The organism is Leeuwenhoekiella sp. NPDC079379 (genome assembly GCF_044542075.1).
Classification (GTDB): domain Bacteria; phylum Bacteroidota; class Bacteroidia; order Flavobacteriales; family Flavobacteriaceae; genus Leeuwenhoekiella.
Map to the genome: position 1 here is coordinate 38,190 of NZ_JBITTU010000012.1, position 22,239 is coordinate 60,428.

At 35.1% G+C, this 22,239-nt stretch carries 23 protein-coding genes and 1 pseudogene; 12 read left to right on the plus strand and 12 right to left on the minus strand.

The genetic code is table 11. The annotated features are described in order from the left end of the window. Window positions 1-31: 31 nt before the first annotated feature. From ACIGAM_RS17065 to ACIGAM_RS17100, 8 genes are read left to right on the plus strand one after another with little or no spacing between them, the layout of a single operon-like run. Window positions 32-325 (plus strand): hypothetical protein, encoded by a 294-nt coding sequence (locus ACIGAM_RS17065; protein ID WP_396512683.1) that lies wholly within the window; start codon window positions 32-34, stop codon window positions 323-325. Next, window positions 303-2,705 carry a TraG family conjugative transposon ATPase gene (locus ACIGAM_RS17070; protein WP_396512684.1) on the plus strand — a complete coding sequence of 801 codons (2,403 nt, stop codon included), beginning with the start codon at window positions 303-305 and terminating at the stop codon, window positions 2,703-2,705. The genes ACIGAM_RS17065 and ACIGAM_RS17070 overlap by 23 nt, the downstream gene beginning before the upstream one ends. 4 nt (window positions 2,706-2,709) lie before the next feature. Next, the gene (locus tag ACIGAM_RS17075; protein ID WP_396512685.1) at window positions 2,710-3,330 is read left to right on the plus strand and encodes a conjugal transfer protein; all 621 of its coding nucleotides are present in this window, start codon (window positions 2,710-2,712) and stop codon (window positions 3,328-3,330) included. 20 nt (window positions 3,331-3,350) lie between these two features. Further along, entirely contained in the window at window positions 3,351-4,175 is an 825-nt protein-coding gene (locus ACIGAM_RS17080; RefSeq protein WP_396512686.1) for a hypothetical protein, read from the plus strand. A 9-nt stretch (window positions 4,176-4,184) separates the two neighbouring features. Beyond that, the gene (locus ACIGAM_RS17085) at window positions 4,185-4,799 is read left to right on the plus strand and encodes a conjugal transfer protein TraK (RefSeq protein ID WP_396512687.1); all 615 of its coding nucleotides are present in this window, start codon (window positions 4,185-4,187) and stop codon (window positions 4,797-4,799) included. A gap of 27 nt (window positions 4,800-4,826) precedes the next feature. Further along, entirely contained in the window at window positions 4,827-5,756 is a 930-nt protein-coding gene (traM, locus tag ACIGAM_RS17090) for a conjugative transposon protein TraM (RefSeq protein WP_396512688.1), read from the plus strand. Next, window positions 5,753-6,586, plus strand: coding sequence for a DUF4138 domain-containing protein (locus ACIGAM_RS17095; RefSeq protein ID WP_396512689.1), 834 nt, complete (start codon window positions 5,753-5,755; stop codon window positions 6,584-6,586). Before traM ends, ACIGAM_RS17095 begins: the two co-directional genes overlap by 4 nt. Before the next feature lie 7 nt (window positions 6,587-6,593). Continuing rightward, window positions 6,594-6,959: a hypothetical protein gene (locus tag ACIGAM_RS17100; RefSeq protein ID WP_396512690.1), complete on the plus strand. Its 366-nt coding sequence runs from the start codon at window positions 6,594-6,596 to the stop codon at window positions 6,957-6,959. A 412-nt stretch (window positions 6,960-7,371) separates the two neighbouring features. Here the strand turns inward: ACIGAM_RS17100 and ACIGAM_RS17105 are convergent, their stop codons facing one another. The 5 genes from ACIGAM_RS17105 to ACIGAM_RS17125 all read right to left on the minus strand — a co-directional run bounded on the left by ACIGAM_RS17105 (window position 7,372) and on the right by ACIGAM_RS17125 (window position 13,157). Then, entirely contained in the window at window positions 7,372-8,256 is an 885-nt protein-coding gene (locus tag ACIGAM_RS17105) for a glycosyltransferase family 2 protein (RefSeq protein WP_396512691.1), read from the minus strand. Beyond that, complete coding sequence (locus ACIGAM_RS17110) at window positions 8,213-9,271, minus strand: hypothetical protein (protein WP_396512692.1); 1,059 nt, start codon at window positions 9,269-9,271, stop codon at window positions 8,213-8,215. The genes ACIGAM_RS17105 and ACIGAM_RS17110 overlap by 44 nt, the downstream gene beginning before the upstream one ends. Further along, window positions 9,240-10,355, minus strand: coding sequence for a glycosyltransferase (locus ACIGAM_RS17115; protein ID WP_396512693.1), 1,116 nt, complete (start codon window positions 10,353-10,355; stop codon window positions 9,240-9,242). The genes ACIGAM_RS17110 and ACIGAM_RS17115 overlap by 32 nt, the downstream gene beginning before the upstream one ends. Next, window positions 10,327-11,625, minus strand: coding sequence for a glycosyltransferase (locus tag ACIGAM_RS17120; protein WP_396512694.1), 1,299 nt, complete (start codon window positions 11,623-11,625; stop codon window positions 10,327-10,329). Before ACIGAM_RS17120 ends, ACIGAM_RS17115 begins: the two co-directional genes overlap by 29 nt. An 806-nt stretch (window positions 11,626-12,431) precedes the next feature. Beyond that, entirely contained in the window at window positions 12,432-13,157 is a 726-nt protein-coding gene (locus ACIGAM_RS17125; RefSeq protein ID WP_396512695.1) for an SOS response-associated peptidase, read from the minus strand. 43 nt (window positions 13,158-13,200) lie between these two features. Between ACIGAM_RS17125 and ACIGAM_RS17130 the strand changes: the two genes are divergently transcribed. Genes ACIGAM_RS17130 through ACIGAM_RS17140 form a run of 3 tightly spaced genes read left to right on the plus strand, consistent with a single transcriptional unit; the run spans window position 13,201 to window position 15,189 of the window. Further along, a complete protein-coding gene (locus ACIGAM_RS17130; RefSeq protein WP_396512696.1) occupies window positions 13,201-13,458 on the plus strand; it encodes a hypothetical protein in 258 nt (85 codons plus the stop codon). Between the two features lie 52 nt (window positions 13,459-13,510). Then, window positions 13,511-13,930, plus strand: coding sequence for a LexA family protein (locus ACIGAM_RS17135; protein ID WP_396512697.1), 420 nt, complete (start codon window positions 13,511-13,513; stop codon window positions 13,928-13,930). Next, window positions 13,930-15,189 carry a Y-family DNA polymerase gene (locus tag ACIGAM_RS17140; RefSeq protein ID WP_396512698.1) on the plus strand — a complete coding sequence of 420 codons (1,260 nt, stop codon included), beginning with the start codon at window positions 13,930-13,932 and terminating at the stop codon, window positions 15,187-15,189. The genes ACIGAM_RS17135 and ACIGAM_RS17140 overlap by 1 nt, the downstream gene beginning before the upstream one ends. Window positions 15,190-15,219: 30 nt before the next feature. Here ACIGAM_RS17140 and ACIGAM_RS17145 read toward each other — a convergent pair whose 3' ends face one another. From ACIGAM_RS17145 to ACIGAM_RS17175, 7 genes are all read right to left on the minus strand, one after another. Beyond that, window positions 15,220-16,647 carry a type IV secretory system conjugative DNA transfer family protein gene (locus ACIGAM_RS17145; protein ID WP_396512719.1) on the minus strand — a complete coding sequence of 476 codons (1,428 nt, stop codon included), beginning with the start codon at window positions 16,645-16,647 and terminating at the stop codon, window positions 15,220-15,222. Between the two features lie 159 nt (window positions 16,648-16,806). Continuing rightward, a complete protein-coding gene (gene mobB, locus ACIGAM_RS17150; RefSeq protein ID WP_396512699.1) occupies window positions 16,807-17,838 on the minus strand; it encodes a MobB family relaxase in 1,032 nt (343 codons plus the stop codon). A gap of 40 nt (window positions 17,839-17,878) precedes the next feature. Then, window positions 17,879-18,295 carry a BfmA/BtgA family mobilization protein gene (locus ACIGAM_RS17155; RefSeq protein ID WP_396512700.1) on the minus strand — a complete coding sequence of 139 codons (417 nt, stop codon included), beginning with the start codon at window positions 18,293-18,295 and terminating at the stop codon, window positions 17,879-17,881. 456 nt (window positions 18,296-18,751) lie between these two features. Beyond that, window positions 18,752-19,132, minus strand: a complete 381-nt coding sequence (locus tag ACIGAM_RS17160; protein WP_396512701.1) for a DUF6876 family protein — start codon at window positions 19,130-19,132, stop codon at window positions 18,752-18,754. A gap of 74 nt (window positions 19,133-19,206) precedes the next feature. Continuing rightward, window positions 19,207-19,545, minus strand: coding sequence for a single-stranded DNA-binding protein (locus ACIGAM_RS17165; protein ID WP_396512702.1), 339 nt, complete (start codon window positions 19,543-19,545; stop codon window positions 19,207-19,209). Between the two features lie 18 nt (window positions 19,546-19,563). After that, complete coding sequence (locus ACIGAM_RS17170) at window positions 19,564-19,866, minus strand: hypothetical protein (RefSeq protein ID WP_396512703.1); 303 nt, start codon at window positions 19,864-19,866, stop codon at window positions 19,564-19,566. A gap of 727 nt (window positions 19,867-20,593) precedes the next feature. Continuing rightward, window positions 20,594-20,965, minus strand: coding sequence for a hypothetical protein (locus tag ACIGAM_RS17175; RefSeq protein ID WP_396512704.1), 372 nt, complete (start codon window positions 20,963-20,965; stop codon window positions 20,594-20,596). A 380-nt stretch (window positions 20,966-21,345) separates the two neighbouring features. Here ACIGAM_RS17175 and ACIGAM_RS17180 point away from each other — a divergent pair. Continuing rightward, a pseudogene (locus ACIGAM_RS17180) lies at window positions 21,346-22,229 on the plus strand (tyrosine-type recombinase/integrase). Window positions 22,230-22,239 lie beyond the last annotated feature (10 nt).

Sequence of the window (22,239 nt, forward strand, 5' to 3'; positions counted from 1 at the left end):
AAGCGACGCTTGGCAATTAATACTTGGATTTATGAAAAAGTATGAAGTTTATAAAAACATCAGGAAACAGGCAGTCATTTTCGGTCTGCCTGTTTCCTTATATGCCTTAATGATGGCTTCAATAGTGATGTCACTTCTGGTCATCATCTTTTCCTTCAGCTTTGTAATGATCATCGGCATCATGATATTCAATGTTGTCTTATATGCCGCACTGACTCAAATCCTTCGAAATCCACAGCTGTTTCAAAAGCAAAACACGTTTCCAAAAATCATTAGTAACAAAAGAAATACCGACTTTGATTATGAAGAAGATTACTATTTCTAACCCGCAACCTATTGCAGATATTCAGGACCATGTTCTTTTTGCCAATACTGGTAACGTAGTGCTTTGTTATAAAGGGACACTCCCTGAAATCTATTCGCTTTCAGAAAAAGACTTTGAAGATCTGCATAGTGCCTGGTTTCAGGCCTTGAAATCACTTCCTGTAGGTACTGTCGTTCATAAACAAGATATCTATCTTAAAAAATCCTTTTCTTCAAAAGAATTACCCAATAATACATTCCTGGCAAAGGCTACTCACGATCATTTTAAAGGTCGGGAGTTTATTGAACACCGCTGTTTTTTATTCTTCACATTGACTAAAAACAAAGCTTTCAACAATCCTAAGTACGTCAATCCATTTCGGGATGTTTCTAAAAACAGGGTCCGGAAATTAGATGATGATCTTCAACATTTCATCAGTGCCGTAAGCGATTCGGTTTCCTTTATCAATAACAGTAGAAAAATGGAATTTATTCCACTTCAGGCACCAGAAATTCAGGAATTAACAACGCAGTATTTCAACGGGTTTAATGAAGGTGTTGATACTGACATTCTTTTAGAAAAATCAGCTATAACTATTGGCGAAAATTACTTTGATACACTTGCTATAAATAGTGAATTATGCTTTGGTGACACTGTTCAAAGCAGTAAAACCAATGAGCGCTTTACTTCAGATGATTTTGTTTTCCACCAGGGCTTTATTGATGGCCTGGGGCTAAATCTGAACGAGAACCACATCATCAATCAAATTATATATCTCGATGACAAACAAAAATGGCGCAAGCTGCTTGACAAAAAGGTTGAAGAGCTCAATAAAAGTTCCAATTTCGGCTCTCAAAATAAAGTGGTACTCGGAAAAATTCAGCACATCCTGGATCAGATCAATGCCGATGAAAATGCTCGGATCATCCGGGGCCATCTCAACATAGTCTATTGGTCGAAAGATGCTAAAGAACTGGATAAAATTACCTCAAAGATCAAGACCGAGTTTAAGGAACTCGATATTGTTCCCTATTACCCGCGTGGCGAAGAACGAAAAAATTACATCCTAAACAGCTTCTGTTGTTTTTCATCAAACTTTTCCAATCAGGATTTATATGTAACCGATTTAAAACACGCCCTCTGCCTGTTCATCAACAACACCAATTATAAATCAGATGCTACCGGCATCATCTTCAACGATCGGGAACATAACATTCCCGTTTTAAAGGATGTATGGGACGAACGTAAAAAACGCATCAAGGCACGCAACTTTGCCATTTTTGCACCCACAGGTGAGGGAAAATCCTTTTTGGCCAATAATATTCTGCGTCAATATTTTGAAAGTGGGGTACGCCTGGTCATCATAGACTTGGGCGGTTCGTATACCAAATTTGCCAAACTCTATCCCGAACAATACACCGTGTTGCGCTACGAGAGCGGAAAGAACCTTGGCATCAATCCATTTTACATCAGCGATCTAAAGGATCTGACACCCGAACGATTGGAAGATTTATCGGTCTTCCTGTTTGAACTGTTCGCTTCAGATATAAAAGTCACCAAAGCTCAGTCGGTTTCCGTTAAAAAGATATTGCGCCAGTATTACGAAAGCACTCCGGAAAATCATTCCCTAAACGGATTTTACGCCTATATAGAAGCGCACCAAAAAAACCTTTTGAGCTTGCTTAAAATCCATCCCGATTACTTTAATGTGACGCGCTTTTTGCATGTGATGTCAGAGTATGTCGGCGATGGTCTATATAGTTTTCTTTTTGAGGTCAGCGAGGATCAGACCTATAAAATTGAAGATAAAAGCCTGATTGTTTTTGAACTGGATGAAGTCAAGGATAATAAAGAAATACTTTCCGTGATGTTGAAGCTGATTAAATCAGCTATTCAAAGAACCATTTGGAAAAACAGAGCTGAAAAAGGCATCATTCTCTTTGATGAGTTTGCCAAGCAATTAAAGTTTAAAAGCGTACTGGAAAGCGTAGAGTTTTATTATCAAGCTATTCGGAAACAAAACGGGGCTATTGGAATTATTTTACAATCTATCAATCAACTGCCCCATAATGCTACATCGGCTAGCATACTCGAAAATACGCAAGTTATCTACAGTCTGAATAACGAAAAAGGGTATGAAGAATTAGTCAAGAGACTCAACCTATCGAGCCACGATCTGAACCAATTAAAATCTATTAAAAACAATCTTTCGGGTCCACGCAGGTACACCGAAATGTTTATCAAAATCGGTAAAAAAAGCAACATATTCCGTCTCGAAGTTCCCAAAGAAGTGTATGCAGCATATCTAACTGATGGGAAAGAAAATGAGGCCATAATGTCCATTTATGAAAAGACCAATGATATGGAATTGGCAATTAAGGAATTCACATCTAAAACCTAAAACTATGAAATCGAATATTCACGAATACCAAAAAAAGTATACCGCAAGAAGTAAAACAAACATTTTAGTAATTGCTGTGGTATTGACCTTTTTAATACCTGCACATGGTATTTGCCAAGGGATGCCAGTTTATGATAACACCAATTTTGTGAGCCTGGTAAAATCGTTACTAGAATCTGCCAAGCAAACCAGTCAGCTTCTAAAAACTGTCGAATTTCTCAAAAAGCAAAAAGAGAATCTCGAAAAGGTAAATCAAGTGGTTAAGCAATTAAAGGCAGTACGCGAAATCGGTAGAAATTACAACCGCCTCATCCGGGTTATGGAAACTGATTTGAGAGCTATTCTGGACTCGCCATACATAAAACCTCAAGAGGTTACTAAAGTATCCCAGTCATTTAATGTAATTGTGGAGCAATCCCTGGAAACTATGAATTACATAGATGAGATCTTATCCAGTGATTATTTGAAAATGTCTGATGCAGACCGGGCACAAGTGCTTCAAGAAAGAGAGCAGCAATCTCAGGAAATGGTTTCAAACATCACCATCAGAACCAAAAGGTATAAAGACATTATTTCCTTCAGAAAAATGCAGGACAAAGTCAATAACCGAGAAACTAATTATTAAACGATAGCGCCATCATTGCAATGGGTATAGGATTAGAATATATCGACACACTTTTTCAAACGATCCAAAACAGCGCGTTCTCTCAATATACTATTGGAGGAATGAAAACACTTGCAGTTCTTTTTTTTCTGGTAAACATACTTAAAAAGTACAATGAGGGTATTGCAGATAAGGACGGCTATTCGTGGGGATTGAGCCCGGGTGAACTGGCTAAAAACTTCGCGGTCATACTTATCGTTATTTTCTCAACTCAAATCTTAGGCTTCTTTGATGCCATACTTGTTGCTGTAGAAAGTCAGTATCGGGATACGGCTCCTGCCCTGCTTCCATTGCAAATGCAGGAAATACCACTTGAAGAAGACGTAAGCCTATTAGATGCCGCCAGTAGGGCTATGACCTTGCTTTACGAGGCACTGATCACCCCGCTTTACGGCTTCAAGATCATTGCCTTTGTAATAAGCATATTTCTGTGGATTCTTGATCTGTTCATCTATCCGCTATTCCTTGCAGAACGCTTTTTCCTTTTAGGAATCTTGCAGGCCTTTTTTCCACTGGTGATCAGCCTGGCAGTGTTTGAAAAGTTTCGTTCTCTGGCCTATAATTTTTTCAAGTTGTACGCTGCCGTGTATATGCTTGTACCTGCTTTCTTTTTAGTTAATGTCTTTGTAAATACAATTTACACCGAGATCAATACCAATTTTTGGACAAACCTTTTCGGTACTGACGTCGGTCAGGGATTTTTTGCTCCCGTTGTTCAGCTCGGCTCTGTTGGCTTTATTGTCTTTCTCAAATTCAAACTTTATAGAAAAGCGATCTCTTTCACGCTTCGATTATTCACCAATTAAAAAGATAAAATGAAAACACCATACTCCAGTATTTATAAAGTCCTCCATTTAAACCGGCTCGTTGTTATATCATTAATTGTATTTGCGACACTCTCCAGTTGCTTTTCGGTTTGGATGGCTCACAACATTAATAACAAAGCATTGAACAGTGCTTTTGCAATTAACACAGACGGCACTATAATCCCACTGAAACTTGTCAATCAAAAAGAGAATTTTAAAGTTGAAGCCCTGGCACATTTAGAATTGTTTCATTCCTATTTCTATAACATAGATGCCAGTAATTATGAAAAGAATTTAGAAAAGGCATTGTGGCTGGGTAACAATTCAATTGATAATCTGTACCGTCAGAAAAAAACGGACGGCGTTTATAATCGCCTAATTCAGTATTCTCTTGTACAACAAGTTTTAAGTATAGATTCTCAAATAGACGAGCAACAGGGAGAACAAACATTTAGAACGGTAACGGTTTTTGAAATCAATCGAGGATCAACTATAGACACCTATGAACTGGTTTCAACCGGTAATTTAATTCTTGTAGACCGCAACTTTCCCAAAAATCCACACGGACTTTTAATTACCAATTATTTTGAAAACTCGCTTAAAAAACTAACTGATAAAAATTAATGACCGGCATTACTAAAAATCACAATTATGAAAGTAGAAAAAAACAAAATTGTAGTTGCCGCGGTACTCGCCACGGTAATTCTATTCCTGATATCCTATTCTGTTATGATACTGGGCGCTGATGATAAGGAGACCGAAAATCTCAAACAAACATTGATACCCAAGCTAGATGAGCAACAGAAAGAATATCACTCTAAGCTCGATGCCATTAATGATCTAAAAGAAGTACGAGAGACCAATGCTCCCAGTATTTATGATGAAAAAAATATTGACTCTTTAGGCTTTTATGATGCCGATCTTCCTGAAAAAGAAAAGGAACGAATCATCGATAGTATCTACACCGCCGGGCGTATCAACTATTCAGAAAACACTTTTGAAAATCTGGGAACCCGAAAAAAAGAAAGTCCGAAAGTTTTAGAACTGGATTCTATAGAATTTAATGCTGAACGTAAAATAGAAACCAAAGAGATGGGATTAGAACACCAGCTGTTCTTCGCATCTGCTCCACGACAAAGTCAAGCTACAACTTTAGGCACTACCGATGCAACGATCTACGCTGTAGTTAACGGAGATCAAGTTGTTAAGGCCAATTCCCGATTGCGTATGCGACTTACTCAAGATGCAACCATCAACGGAACGGTAATTCCTAAAAACACCCCCATTTTTGGCTTTATCAGTTTTCAACCCAACCGGGCTCTTATTGCTATTGAAAACATTGATCATCAATCAACAAAGTTACAAGCCTTCGATTTTCAAGATGGCAGCGCAGGAATCTATGTTGAAAATAATTTTAGAGCAGAGGCCACAAACGAAGTTTTAGATGATATCCTACAGGACATTAATATCCCCAGTGTTCCTCAGGTAGGTGGTATTAGCCAGATCCTACGACGAAATAATAAAAACGTCAAGGTCACTATTTTAAATAATTACAAACTAATTCTAAAGCCAAAACAATGAAAACACTACCTGTACTAGTTGCCTTATTAATTTCAATCTTCTGCAGTGCTCAACAACAGCCTTTAACGCTGGATACCATTTATGCGAACGATCAAAAAAATGTAGCCTTATTTTTCCCGTCACCCATACGTCAAGGGATTACGGGTTCAGAGAATTTTGTATTTACCTACAATCGGGAAAAACAACAGTATTTTGGCTTACTGCAAGCTAAGCCAGGAAAAGAAAGCAATCTACTGGTAATCAATAGTAAAGGTTCTGTTTTTTCGTATATTGTTTGCTATAAAAAGGAATTGTCTAAGCTTACCTATTTTATTACTGAATCCAGCAGTATTGGAAATGAAAGCCCTAAATTTTTAGATTCGGTTGATTTAATGAAGCCCGAAAATCCTGTAGCAGGCAAAGATGCTTATTATAAAAGAGCTTGCTTCTACTTGTTAGATCAAGATGTCAAAATTGGAAGCATTAAAAATCGCAATGCAGGTGTTATTCTTAGTGTAGAAAATATAGTATTTGATAAAGAAGAACTCTATTTCGTGATCCAGATTGAGAATAAATCTTCATTAGATTATGATTTGAATTTTTTAAAATTCTCAATTCAAACACGACAAAAAGGAAAGAAGAAATCGGTACAACGCTTGTATAAGGAGCCGCTATTTATCTGTAAGCTACCGGAAAGAATAGGAGAAAATAAAACGGTAAAACTGGTTTATGTGATGCCTAAACTTTCCTTAAGCGACGACCAGAAAGTACTATTGGAGCTCAACGAGCAAAATGGGGAGCGCAATTTAGAACTTGTTGTTTCTCACAAATACATTAATAATCCAAATTAAAACCATTATGAAAGATCTCATAATTTATACATCCCTCCTGCTGTTTTTTAGTTGTGGGATCAACGAGGAATCTAAACCTTCAAAAACTGCTCAAATTGTTGCCGAAAGCTTTTATCAAGGTGATGAAACTACGCTTAAAGAATATACTACTGAAGAAGGCTATGCTAACTTTAAAATCCTAATAGCTATGTTCGCCAAAAGCAAGAATACCGACTCTGATTTTAAAGTACTTGAAGAAACTGTAGAAGGCCAAGTAGCCTGGGTAAAGTACTCCACTTCCTACGATAAAACACCTGGTATTTTTAAACTGTTAAATGAAAATGGAGTTTGGAAAGTTACAGCTAGAAGGCCTGGGGAGAAAGGGCCTTTTTAAAAAAGATAATGCTATATTTTTGAGGCATTTTTAAAAAATGATTTTGGATTGTGACTATAATTTTGGTTTTACTAAGAAATAGTATTTTACGTAACGGTCGAAGAAAATCATATCTGTCAAAAACTTATTAAAAATCTGGGGTTTGAAATATTAATCATAGACACCGAACTAGCTAAAACCAAAATTTATCCTATAAGCTTATAAAAGTACAGATGCAATAATCTAAATAGAACACTTATCCAAAAAAAGGTAATATTATATTAAGCTCAAATCATAAGACGTTCTGTAATTAATTTTTAAACCAATAACACTTTTCACTACAATCATTTATAAAATCTGAAAAATTAAAACCGCAGCAGTAATGCTAGCGGTTTTTTTGTTTTAAGACTTAGGCATTTGTATATCTTACAATCTACGCAAAAGGTTCATTTGATACTCTATATTTTTCTAGTGTATGTTTATCTGGTAACTGTGCTATAGAATAGGTATTTGTACTGGTGTCAAACGCTACAAACCCTGCTTCTTCAAAGGCTTTTAAGGCTTTTTCCATAGGCCAGATATTCCATTTCTTATAAAAGTAATTTGCGTTATTAACTATACCTTCGATTTTGTCTAAGGGCGGACGCACAAAACTATGCTGCTGATGAAATGCAATAGCTGGTGATAAGAAAAATTTCATCCCTGCAGCTTTTGCTTTAAAAGCAAAGTCTGTATCCTCTGCTCCATAACCTTTATATTCTTCGTCAAAACCTTGAAGTGCTTTAAAGTCTTGTTTAGTCATCGCAAAACATAAACTCCAGAATAGTTCGTAATGATCTGTTTGAGTAACCTTAGGATAGAACGGACGTCGTGGATGCAATATACTTTTATCTATTAAATTTATAGTTTCTACTTGAGTTACCTGCTCGTTTAGATATCTCGGGGTAGCCATTATTAAACCTTTATAAGTATCCAGTTGATTATTTAAATTTTTTATATAATTATGCTCTGGTATACAATCTACATCTAGAAATAACAAATGATTAGTTTCTGCTAATTCTGCTCCCAGGTTACGCGCGTTTGCAATGGGCAATAAATTAGCTTTATCGCTTATTATATTATTTAAATTAATAGTTAACGGCCCATTATAATCAAGATTTAGTTTGGCGTCCATATTAATAATTATAAGCTCTTTAGGATGTATTGAATTGCGTTCAACACCACGAATTAAATTATTAAGATGCTCTTGTCGGCCATAATGAATTGTTATTACACTACACGCTGCTATTGGTATCATATTCTTGTTCTTTTGAAGCATTAATTACGGTTTTGAAAAATTCCTGAATTTGGGCAGCCAGTTTGTCAACTGTAGTAAAATAATGCTCTGGTGCTTTATAAGGTTGAAAAGTTTTGGCTTTCTTGATAAGGGGTTTTAAATTATGAACATCTACTTTGTGAGCTATATTCAGGTTTTCAAGTATTGCAGCTGTAGTTTCTTGTTCTAAATAAGGACGCTCTTCGGGAAATGCTAAAAATCTTTTACCAAGACTAATCATTTTTAAAACCATATTAGTTCCGCAACTTGCGATAACAATCGTATCCTTATGGATAAAATCTTCTATTCGTTCTACAACACCTTGATAGGTTATATTTTCGTTTTTAATAGTAGGGTCTACAGGTCCTATTATTTGAATGCTGTAATCTGGAAACTGCGCTAAGAGTACAGGTAATAGATTTGTTATAGCTGTACCGCCAAAACCGGTAACGATTGTTATATCATAAAAAGGTTTTTCGTGTTGGATAGATTGTTTTTCTGGTTTATCTATAAAACCTAAATAACACGTTTTAGCTATTATCCATGCAGGTGTATCAATACTTTCAAAATCTTTAGGGTAGTACGCTAATAGAAAGAGGGCTCCTCGGTATGCCTCAGTATGCGCAAGGTCTGAGCGATTTCCGGGCATTCTTCGGTACACATAAGGAACAGAAGATACTCGGGCTAATGCTGCAATCTCTACACTTACATCAACAATTAAGAAATCTATTGAGAATTTTTGTAATGCCTCTAAAATATACGTGTTGCGTTTTAAAATCTTAGACAAACCTACTGGTGAATAATGTAAATATTTAGGTTTATTGTAAGAGTCTGGCAATAATTGGGTTCCGTCAAGATCCTCATTGGGTAAATGCTGCACCTCAGCATAATCCGGAAAGTTATGGAGCGAATCTGTAAGTATTACACAATTAGAACCATAACCTTCTGCAAACCTGCTTGCATAGCGAGAATGCCCACTTCCGTGACTATGTGCGTAATACGCTATTTTGTGTATCATATAAAAATTGGCTAATTTCTAATATATGGTCATACAACTCTATATAATCATCTACCATACGCTCATAAGACATATGCTCTTCTGCATAAGTTCTACAAACATTTGGATTTATATCCTTTACTTTATCTAGTGCTTCTGCAAGCTGATTTACGTTTCCTTTTTCAACAATTACAGCTACTTTATCATTTAAAATTTCGTTTACTGCTCCAGTATCAAAAGCGATTAAAGGTGTTCCCGTCGCAAGTGTTTCTGCTAGAACAAGACCATAAGGTTCATCCCAAAGACTGGTGAACAAACAACATTCACTTTCCAGTAACTCTTTGTTTAATTCTGCTTGATTTAAATGTCCTAAGAACGTTACAAGAGGGTGATTTATATATTTTTTTATGTAAGTATCGTAATACTCCTGAGCTTCCTGATCTACAGGTCCTGCTAATCTAATTTCTTTATTTTTTAATAAAGCAGCTTCAATAGCTAGATGCGGTGCTTTCTCTTTACATATACGACCATACCAGAATACAAACGAGGAAGACTTATGAGTGACATACTCCCAGCGACTAACATCAATACCGTTGCGAATAGTTGTACACGAGGGTATATATTCTTTCCACTGCTTACAAAGACTATTACTCACGGAAGTAAAATACTGATTGTGTAAATCTTTTAAAATAAGATTGGCTACTTTTAAATCAGTTAAGGGTGGTGTATGTAAAGAGGTTATTACTTGCTGTGGTAACATATTTCCAAGCAGTAAGGCCTGTATATTTAATGAGTGATTGTGTATTATATCATATTTCTTAGATTTTATTTGATTAAATACACGACTATAGTTAATAAGATGCCCTAATTGCAAATTTTCAAACACCGGATAATCATTACTATTTAAATTTTCAAACACGTCATCTCTAAATTTGTCTATTGCAACCAAGTTTGCATTTGTTCTGCTTTTATGATGTGCATATAAATCTACTTGATGACCGCGATCTACTAATGCATCTACCAAAAGGTGAGTTATCATTTCTAATCCACCTGCATAAGGTTCTGCAATAGGAAACTTAGCGTGGGCAATTATTGCTATTTTCATAAGTTAATTGATATTGAGTTAGTTGATTGATATAGTTTTTATATAATTTGATATTAAAAAAATACATTCCGCAAGCCAATAATAAACTGTAACAAAAAATTGAAATTCCTAGGAAATGTAGTCGATGATTAACAAATATCATTGCTATACACTGTATAGGTATAACTAGATACAGACTATCATAAACAGGTTTAAAACGCGATTGAACTTTTGAAGTTCTTCTAAAAGGAAGTTTTGAATCTATAAAATAGGTAAGCCAGTATATACTTGACTGAAATACCAACCCCTGGTGGAATATGAAAGCTTTTATTGCTAAGTAAAAAGTGGCTGTAGATTGTAAAAAACTATAAAATTTAGAAAGATGACTTATAATAAGTGAGACAATTGTTAGGGGGACAATATAAAGCACCGATGCAGCGGTAACTAGATTAAAAGAAATTGACATCGCACTAGTTAAAAGAATTAAATACGAAAATAAATTGAAATTAAACCAGCAGGTGAGTTGAGGAATTAACTTTGTCTTTATCGCAACCGGAAGTTTTTTTGAATTTAATAAATAAATTAGATTTTGAAAATTCCCATAAATCCAACGTTCGCGTTGTTTAATAAATTCTGCAGGCTCACTAGGCGCTGCTCCAGAACCTATAACACGATCTATATATTTGGCGCTGAAGTTATTTTCAAATAATTGTATTCCTAATTGAGCATCTTCGGTTATAGATACAGTTGGCCAACCACCCAATTTTTCTAATGATTCTCTATTAATTACAGATAAGGTCCCGGTAGGAAGACTTAAACTTTCGCTAGCTGAAGATTTAGAATAAAATTCAAAATAATGATTGAATTCTGCATTAACAGGACAATCTATATCTAAATTATTATAGTGTTGTGGATATTGTATTAAATTATGATCATTATATATATAGTCACTATTTATAAACTTTAAAGCATTTAGGTTAAGTTCATAATCTGCATCAACAGTGAGTATCAAATCAGTCTGTGGGTGTATGTACGGCAACGCTTCGTTTAATGCCCCTGCTTTAAAATCTTTTACGTTTAAGAAATTTAAAAACTTAACTTGGTTCGAAAACTGCTCACAGTAGGTTTTTATAGGTTTCCAGTATGTAGAATCTGGTGTATTATTATATATAACTAAAACTTCGAAATGTGAATAATTTTGATTTATAGCCGCTTGTACCGTTTTTAAAACAGTAGAAACTGGTTCTTTATAAATCGGGATGTGAATACTAACGAAGAGTTCAGTTTCCACTGATCTATTTTGCTTTAGACTTAATTTTGATCTATTATCTCTGGTTTTAATAAAAGCCAATATTGTAACCAGTGCGAAATTTATTAATGTAAATATGTATAGATAAATTACACTATATAGCATCAAAATTATAATGCCTGTAAAAAAGCTTATTAACAGTAAAAATTTAAAGTAACTTGAAGTCATTGCTCAAATTTATTTTTTGACCAATTTAGACTTTAAGGATTTATAGCTAATAATAATTAAAAGTTAAAATATAATAATGCTTTCCCAATTATTATATTATTAAGAATTCAGAAAATTTTAATACAATCACAAAATATATTATAAACCATTGATTTTAAGCTAACTAAAACTTTAGAATAATTAATTTCTGGATTAGAATTACTGATATACCAAATTAAATTAATTACTTTTAGTTATACTATAAAATGGTTTAACATATTCCATTTTAAAAAAAAATAATCATTTCAGCTCAACAATAAGGTTTTAAATTAGAATGAAGTCTCGAATAGTAATGCCCCAAATTATATTTAAATTTTAATGATAAATTTTGTTCAAAACTGTTATTTTAGAATTAGCTCTTTAATGCATAATCTATCATTTTGCAAAAGTAGATTGTAAATTTATCTAGGCAATTTATTCAAGTTTATTAAACTAAACGTGAATCATTCAAATTACGAAGTTAGAAATATTATTAGTCGAACACTTGATATTGCCCGCCCTCTAAAGTATCAATAATTTTAAAGCTATTGGTAATTAATTCTGAAAATGGAGATTTTAAAAAGATAAGAAATTTTACAAAATCAAAATAAAGTAGGTCTTGACTCATCTAATTCTGGGTCAATGGGCGTGACCGGTTTTAGTATTTCAGGATTGTCAGTATCTACACCGCGTTTGTAAATAGCATTAGACACCGGGAACGTTTTAAAAGTGGAATTAGTAAATCCAGTTTTCATCAACTCATTAACCTGATTTTGATTGAGAGTAGGATCTATCCAATCCTCTGTGAATTGATCATCCAAAACTAAAGGCATACGCTTCTTTTCATTATGTATTTTTTCAAATAATTCATTTGCCGGAACCGTAATTATTGTGGTCGTAAAAAGCTCATCATCTAGCGGAGTATATAAACCAGCAAACATAAACAGCTTATGCCCTTCTAAAGTACAATAGTAAGGCTGTGATTTTTTGTTGTAATGATGGGGTTCAAAAAAACCATCAGCAAGTATTAAGCAGCGCATAGATTCTGCACTCTCTTTGTAGGTGTTGCTTTTAAAAATACTTTCGCTGCGGGCGTTTAGTGTATTGTATTTAAAACCTGCGGGATTTTCAAATGCAAATCGTGGGATCAATCCCCACTCTGCAGGGTAAATTGAGTTAGGTAGGTTCTGGGTGATAATATGTAAATTTGTCTTTCCGAAACCATTTATATGATAATGTTTTTGATATTCTAAGGGAATAGCAAATTCACGTTTTGTTATTTCCTCAATTTTGGTTTCTGATTTAGTTAGGCTGGTTGCGTAGCACATATTGCAATATATTTATAGTTAAATTTATTAAATAGATTTTATTATGAAAGCTACACGAAGAGAACTTTATGATTTAGCTAACAACTATTACCTAATGGCAGAAATCAGTCTATTAGAAAGCGATATTAGTTTTAAGGTTTATGAAATTAACTATAAAGCTTTTTGCTATTTAATTTGTATTTGTGATCGCAATCATAATTATAAGGGTGACGCTCATCTATTTATCTTCAGAAATAAATCTAAAAAATTTGCATTAAATCTTTGTTGGAAAAAACTGATTGAACCGAGTCTAGCCAACTAGTAATTCTTGTAATTTTGGATAAATTCCTATTAAATGGAAAAAATCCAATCTTATGATCTTAAATATTTTTTCTCCCTTACTAAAACTTTCCCTAAAAATTCCTTTTATTGCCGGTCTTTCATGCGGTTTTCCCTCTCCTGCAGATGATCACTTAGATGAGGCAATAGACTTAAATTCAGCTTATATAAAAAATAAGGATGCTACCTATTTTGGGCGTGTAAAAGGCGATTCTATGACAGGTGCAGGATTATCTGACGGCGATTTACTAATCATTGATAAGAGTCTTGAACCCCGCAATGGCAAGATTGCAGTTTGTTTTATCGATGGCGAGTTTACCGTTAAACGTATCAAAATTCAAAAGGATATCATCTGGCTTATAGCTGAGAATGAAAAATATCAACCTATAAAGGTCACAAAAGACAATGAGTTTTTGATTTGGGGTGTTGTAACTAATGTAATTAAGGATCTCTAATGTTTGCTCTCGTAGATTGTAATAATTTCTATGCTTCTTGTGAACGTGTTTTCAATCCTGATCTTAATTATAAGCCGGTAGTCGTTTTATCCAATAATGATGGGTGTGTAATCGCAAGAAGTAATGAAGCAAAAGCTCTGGGCATTCCTATGGGTGCTCCCGCATTTCAAATCAAGCAAGATGTTCTTAAATATAAAATACACGTGTATTCTTCAAACTATGCATTATATGGCGACATGAGTGCAAGGGTGATGAATATTCTTTCAGACTTCTCACCTGATATGGAGGTCTATTCTATTGATGAGATTTTTCTAAAACTTATAGGCTTTGAACGCTATGATTTAACCGCTTACGGGATCCAAATGATTGACTTAGTTAGACGCAGTACGGGAATACCAATTAGTGTTGGCATCGCTCCTACTAAATCATTGGCAAAGGTTGCCAATAAGATTGCTAAAAAGTTCCCAGAGCGCACGAAAGGAACTTATGTAATAGATACGCCAGATAAGATAGCAAAAGCTCTTAAATGGACTGAAATTGGAGATGTCTGGGGCATTGGGAGACAGTACCAAAAGAAGCTCCAAAATATACAGGTTTTAAATGCTTGGCAATTTACACAGTTGCCTAATGAGTACGTACGTAAAGAAATGAGCATTGTAGGTCTTAGGCTACAAAGAGACCTTTCCGGTGATTCAACTTTAGATTTGGAGGAAGTAGCTAAAAAGAAAAATATAGCGGTAACTCGATCATTTGAAAAAATGTATTCGGATTATGAAGATATACAGGAACGTCTTGCGACTTATGCCGGAAAAATAAGTTACAAATTACGCAAACAAAAGAGCAATTGTAAAGTTGCATATATATTCTTAAACACAAACAGACACCGAGACGACTTACCTCAATATGGAAATGGAATAACTGTACAAATGCCTTATGAGACCAATTCCACCTTTGTAATTACAAAAGCGGTAATGACGGGTTTGAAACGAATCTACAAGGACGGTTTTCAATATAAAAAAGCTGGAATCATCGTTATGGGATTAACTCCTGATACGCAAAAGCAACTCTCTTTTTTCTATCACGAAGATCCCAGACATAAAATTTTAATGCAAACTATAGACCGATTAAATAAAAATTGTTTTGATCAGGTTAAGTTTGGTGCTCAAGATTTAAAAAAGGTCTGGAAGATGCAGCAGAATCATTTGTCCAAACGGTATACTACAAGGTTAAGTGAGATAATTGAGGTGAAGTGTTTATAACTATTAATTACGGAATGAATTGTATTTATTTTAATTGAATATAGACCTAACCTCATCGTAGATCCGCTCCAAATTAGCCGCTAAATCAGCTTTAGAAAACTGCCTGGATTCTTCTGGAAGTGCCCTTTCAATATTCGATAATTTAAACTGTACTTTTTTGTCCGTTCCATCTGCATAGGTCACAAACTCACCCTGCTTCAACCGAAAGAATACATCGGCTCTAATTTTAGGGATTTCTTTCTCTCCTGTAGTAATTCGGGTATCAAAATCAAGATTGTGCCCACGACTAACGCTTTTGGTTGGGTCTTTAATAATCTCAAAAAAGCGTTCGTAATATTTGGCAGTATCCGGGTCATTCACCTTACCAAAAAACTGATAGGACAAATTGCTCAATATTGCCTTGCTCGCCTTATCACCATACATCATATCGTTCTGTATCTTATCCTGCATCACATAGACGGTTGAAATATTATAGCTTCGCAGCGTCGCAGGAATTCGATGCATATTCAATAAGCGAATGGTGGGAGCTTCTTCCATCAAAAGAAAGGATGGCTTTGACTTGCGAACACTCATTTGCTTGGTTATAGTATGAATAATTGTAGCTATCACAGTAGAATACGAAGTCTCAAATTTGGGATTATTCACTACGCATATCACCGCAGGATTCTCAGCAGAATTAATATTTAAAGGAACTTCATCTGCAGACAAAACCATAAAAATCCGTTGAGTACTGATACGTTTTAAGGCATTTGCTAAAGTGCTTTTTACACCAGCAGTTTGCCTTTCAGAATCTTTACCGCTAATAAACGCATCTGCCATAGCTCTGGATGTAGTATTGGTCTCCAGAAACTGTATCAGACTATCCGTATCGAGATATTGATAAATAGCGATTAAATGCGGGAGTGTACAAAACTGGGGATACGAAGTTTTTAATTTCCAAATCAATCCACCAATCAATCCTTCGGCGGCATCTGTAAAGAATTTGGTTGTTCCTGTAGCACCGGATTCTCGTTGTTCTAAAAGGTTTTCAATCAAGACCCGTGACACCTCGTTTACGCTTTCCTCGTTCTCTAAATAGCGTGGTGCGATAGGATTTACCCTATGAATGATTTTATCGAAGGAAATGACTTTAAATGGGATCTCACTATTCTTGAAAAGCGGGTATGCCATTTCGGTGATTTCAAAATCTTTATAGTCGTGAATCACTCCACAAAAATTATACTTCTCAAAATGTTTTAAAAAACCATAAACTACGCTTTCGGTCTTTCCACTTCCTGCAGAACCAATGATGGATGCTCCCCGTTTAATATTATCAATCTTAAAATTACCGGTATTTGTTTTGAAATTGACCTTATATTCCTCATCAGCTCTTTTAACCTCACTAACCTTGTGTAGAAAAACATATAAAACCGTATTTATCAATAGTAAAGGGCATATCAAATAAAGTGAACCTGGCATTAATTGGTTAGCATTTAAAATCCATATTGATAGCGAAATAATGCAAAATAGATTTAAAGTAAAGGCATATTTGGTAAGTCGGTATAGGATATAAAAAACAAAGCTGCTTAAAAAGATAAAAAATAGGATGTGATACAAATTATAGATTTCCATAGCTATTTAAATTCCTATTGAACTCGATTTAATGGCCACGTCTAACCCTTGTCGTAACCTTTTAAAAATTCGTAGCGCCAACTGTGCCTGACTTATAGGAATATTAGGAATAACCGGTATTCCCGTTTTATGTATTAGTTTGAATGCTATTGCTTTTTCATTAGCTGGTAATTTCATTAGAGCAGCGAAGTATACATTCGGATTTTTAACAAACTCCTTTCTGGCTTTGTAGGTTTCGGTAAAATTTCGGTTGTACTCAAAGGATTTATCAAAGGTTTTTTCTGCTGCTTCAAAAAATTTATCCCGGTCAAATCCCCTACCCACTTTTCTACCATGCATCTCAACTTCTGATGCTTTATACTTGCTTCCCGGCGAAAGACTCACGGAGTTAGATGCATCCTTTCTGCTTACGATGATATGAATGTGACTTTGATTCCCTGCCTTCTGCATTCCCTGAACAATCCGCATTCCGTCTTGATGATGCGGTGCTTCCTTTTCCAGTTTGTCTATTTTCATTTTCAGATGGTCAATTTTTCCTTGCGCTTCACCTCGTTCTATTTTCCGTATTTCACGCTGTAGCTGAAGTATTTTACTCGCATAAGGTTGATTTTCTCTAACCTGTATATCTGTTCCTTTGAAGCTTCGCTGATGCTCAATTTTTGCGTAGTACATTATATCATTCACGGTGACTGCCCTGCCATTAATTTCACGATTAAAAGATTTTACATATTCTTTCATCAACTCACGCGTATACTTTTTCAAGTCGGCTGTACTGTTTTCCAATCGTTTTAATTCATACTTAGACGGGCTCACCGTGATGGAATAAAACTTAGGCTCCTTACTTTTAAGCTTAGCCGTATTTCCATCAATTTCTTTGATCACTTCTTCGGCAAAAATTTCATCACCATATTGATTAAAAAAATGTTGCTTCTCTTCTTGTTCAAGACCTTGGTTTTCTTTTTCCAAATAGGCAACAAAACCTGCTGAGCTCTTACCGTAAGATTTACCTAATTTTTGCGGTGTAATTGTGATATACATAATGATATTAACTTTAAGATATATTGTCTCGAATTTGCTTTTACCGCTTCTCTCTTCCTTCGGTCGTGAATTTCGTAGACTCGATTTCGCGAAAACGTACTTCCCGTTTTTCCTTCAAATTTTCCTTTTCTAGAATCAAAGGTTTTTTCTTCGGCTCTGCCTCTTTGAAAAGTGTTTCCATCATCGCTACAGTTGGTTTGGTTTGGTTCTTTTCAATATCTCTTAAAATGGCAATTACCCCGTTAATTCGTTTTTTAATTACGTGTTCCAAAGTTTGCATTTTAGGTCCGATAGCTTCGGTTGGAGAAATACCATTATCTTCAAAAAACTCAAGCATCAACAATAAGGTCATTGATTGAGATTTAGAAAATTGATGACAAAAACGCCTGAATTTCTTAACCACTGAAGTCTTGATGCTCAGACTCTCAAATCGTTCATTTTCATATCCTTTATCCATTTTTCCGTGAAAAATTTGATGTTTTTACTGGGCTTACACGGTTTTTCCGTGAAAAATAGCATTGATTTTTAAAAATCTTTAAATCGTTAATACTCAAAACGCTGTTTATGAGTAATTTAAAATCGAAAAGGAATGCTTAACATCGCGTAGCGTGTTACCCTCTTGCTATTCCTTTTCGTCAGCCGCAGGCTGACAAAAATCCATACCATTATAAAAAGATAATGGCCTTTGGTTACGGCTGAAAACAAAGCTGACTTTTTAAGAAGTAGACTTTCTATGTTTAAAATTATTCGCATTGAAAGTTGAGAACTATTGCAGATACTCTAATTAAGAACGTGTTCAAAATGAAAAAGACCCTTGAAATTTCAAAGGTCTTTTAACACGTATTTACCGGTTCTAAATGTTGAGAATGAAGTTGCTACCATCAAGATTCTGTAGAGCTTCTCCCTCAAAATTTTAATATTCCCCGGGGAGCATCAACGTATCATCTACAAAAAATAATCGCAGTTCATCAATCGGAAAATCTGTCGAATAATAGGACTGTTTAAATAGTATGTTGTCATTTCCATCGCTATAAATTAGTTCTGCTTCTTTAGAATTTAAATGCTGCTCATCTTCTGAAAACCGTTTAAAATCTATGGTTATAAAATAGCTTTTAGACTGTAAACTTTTTGCCATAATCGATGCATCGGTTACTAGCCAAAAGCAATTAGCCGTCTCTGCTAAATATTTAATACCATCAGTAAATCGGGTTTTAAGCATAGCTATACTGTAGAATGTTTCGGTACCGCAAAAATTTTGCAACTGTTCTGTGATTTGATTACTTTGTGTATTCATTTTATTAAAATTTAAAGTGAATTTAAGAGGGCGCTACTTCTCACAGGAATGCCCTCTTTTAATTTGTTTTTGTCTTAAGATTTAGAACCCATCAAAAGAATTTCACTGGCTTCCACTTCCGTCACATATCTTTTGACCCCTTCATTATCTTCATAATTCCGAGTTTTCAATTTTCCAACAACGGCAATCTCTTTGCCCTTACCTGCATAATTTTCAATGATTTCTGCGGTCTTACCCCAGGCTACTATTGTATGCCACTCGGTAGTCTGAACTTTTTCGCCATTTTCTTTCTTGTAATACTCATTGGTAGCTAGAGATAAGCGGGCTACTTTTTTACCGCTTTCGAGGTTTGTAATGGTTGGTTCCTGACCAACGTTTCCAATTAACTGTACGTGATTTCTTAAAGTACTCATGATAAAAATATTTAGATATTAATTAAAAATGCTGCCTAATCCTTTCAGACAGTTTTCTTTTAGTTCAAAGGATTTACTTATTATATCCAGAGCGTTTTCCTGTTTTTGTCTTTTTAACTTTTGTGTTGCTTCTTTTTTATGGATACGGTATGATTTCATACGATTCATTTTAGATTTACTTCCCATAGCGCCTTCGCTGTTACCTTTTTTGTTGCTTGATGTTGTACAATATTTAGATTTGGAAAGGCGTATAAAAAGTGAAGTGAAACGAGAACGGTTTATGCCGCCGTCCAAAAATGAATGTTGTTGTTTTGCCTTCAAAAAAGTGTAAAAATGCAGAGGTATCGGATGTAATTCTAAAGGCTTCTGGAAAATGCATTATTCAAAGAAGGGACACAAATCGTAAAATTAAAATCCGTATAAGCGGACTTGACTTTAAAGGTGGAGTTTGAAATGGAGTTTGACCGCGTACTAATTTTATTAAGATAAAGCGGTCAAGTGAAATGAAAAATCGAAGCTTTGAAGTTATGTCCAACACCTGCCTAGGGAAGCTCTTTTTCCGTAATGAAGCTTTTGCGAAATGTAGTGGCAATGTGCTGACCGGGTTATGATAGAGGATTATTTTTGTTTAGAAGAATTTAGAGCGAACTTAACTTTAAGGCTGTAGCTTGAAATGGAATTTGGCCGCTCCTCAATTTTGTTGGGATAAAGCGGTCAGGTGAACTAGAAAACGGAAGCTTTGAAGTTGTGTCCAAGACCTGCCTAGGGAAGCTCTTTTCCCGTAATGCAGCATTCGCGAAATGTAGTGGGAATGTGCTGACCGGGTTATGATAGAGTATCATTTTTGTTTAGAAGAATTTAAAGCGGAACTGACTTTAAAGATGTAGCTTGAAATGGAGTTTGGCCGCTTCCCAATTTTTATTGGGAAGCGGCCAAGTGAAATGAAAAACGGAAGCTTTGAAGTTGTGTCCTAGACCTGCCTAGGAAAGCTTTTTTACTGCAATGAAGCTTTTGCGAAATGAAGTGGGATTGTTGGGAATTATTAAAACTACCTTTTTTTCATATACTCCTGCCATTGCACGATGAGGTATTTGGCTTTGCCAGACTTTTTAAGATCCAAAAAACCGTAGTCATAAACAAAAAGATAGACGTCTCCCTGAGTGTTTTTCCAATAGTGGGTAAAGAAATTAGGATCGAAACCTTCACTGATTAAAGCAGATTTCTGAACCGTAGTAAACCCCTGATAGTTGAATGTTTTAAGAATTTTTCGATTGACTTTTAACTGGCGATCCACTTCCAGAAAAAAGGCTTCCTTCTCCTGTCGCAGTTCATATTGATGTATTGACTTGCATTTAACTGAACAGAATTTTTTATCAATTCGTCCTTTAACGGGTGCCTCACAAACGGGACAGGTTCTCATAGCTATTATTTATAAACGTATATTATACGGTTATATACGCTTTATATGTTTAGTTTGCTGTAGTATTGGGAATATGGAAACTATCATCGTTAATCTCCTTTTACAAGACAATGAACCTGCATTTGCACTAAGATTTGAAAATGACCCCGTCATTATAACTAAAATTCAAACGCTTCCTTAGGTTCAATACAGTAAAACCCATCATTGTTTTTCATTTACAGGCAACATATAACCTTAAATACACTTTACGGGCTACTGAGGCGTCTCCGCTTTTTGTTGACTATTCTGCCTGTATTTCATCTAAAAAAACAGAAACTACAACGCCCAAAATTAAAAGGCAGCAGTTAAGTAAGAAACTCGTAGACCCTGTATACATTCCTATTCTCAAAAAATACGTCACCTATTTACGGGGGAAACGTTTTAGTGAAAGTACGTTACGCACGTATTACGGTTTTGTTTTAGGTTTTGCAATCTATCTAGACAAAAAAAAATTGCTTACCGATGTAATACTGGAAGATTTAAGCCTCTACATACAAACTTTTATCAAGAAGCATAACTATGCAGTAAGTACGCATCGGCAGATGGTAAGTGCGTTTAAACACCTTGTCCAGTTTACGCCAAAATTAAATATTGACGAATTGGAATTACAGCAGCCTAAAAAGTCAAAAATATTACCCGAAGTATTGAGTCCGCAAGAGTTAATAGACCTTCTAAGATGTACTCGTAATTTAAAACACCGGGCAATTCTCGCGCTGCTTTATTCCTGTGGTTTGCGTGTAGGTGAACTTCTAAACCTTAAATTGCGTGAACTGGACATAGACCGCAATCAACTTCTTGTACGCCAGGGTAAAGGTCGCAAAGACCGCTATGTGGTATTAGCAGATAGTTTTAAGCCCTTACTATTTAATTATTTAAACACCTATCGCCCCTCAGTTTATTACGTAGAAAATCTTAAAGGCGGAAAATATAGCGCTGAGAATATTCGTGCTTTTTTAAAGAAATCGTGTAAGCTAGCGTCCATAAAAAACGCGTTACCCCGCATACGCTTAGACATAGTTATGCTACTCACCTTCTAGAAAATGGAATTGACATACGGTACATACAAGAACTACTGGGTCATAGCCGAACACAAACTACTATGATTTATACGCATGTAAGCCGAAAAGATTTAAAAGCCATAACAAGCCCTTTAGATCTTGTTGTAAAGCAGTTATCTAAAACTGATAAACCGAATAAAAATTTACTGTTATCACGCAATTTATAGGTGTTACCTG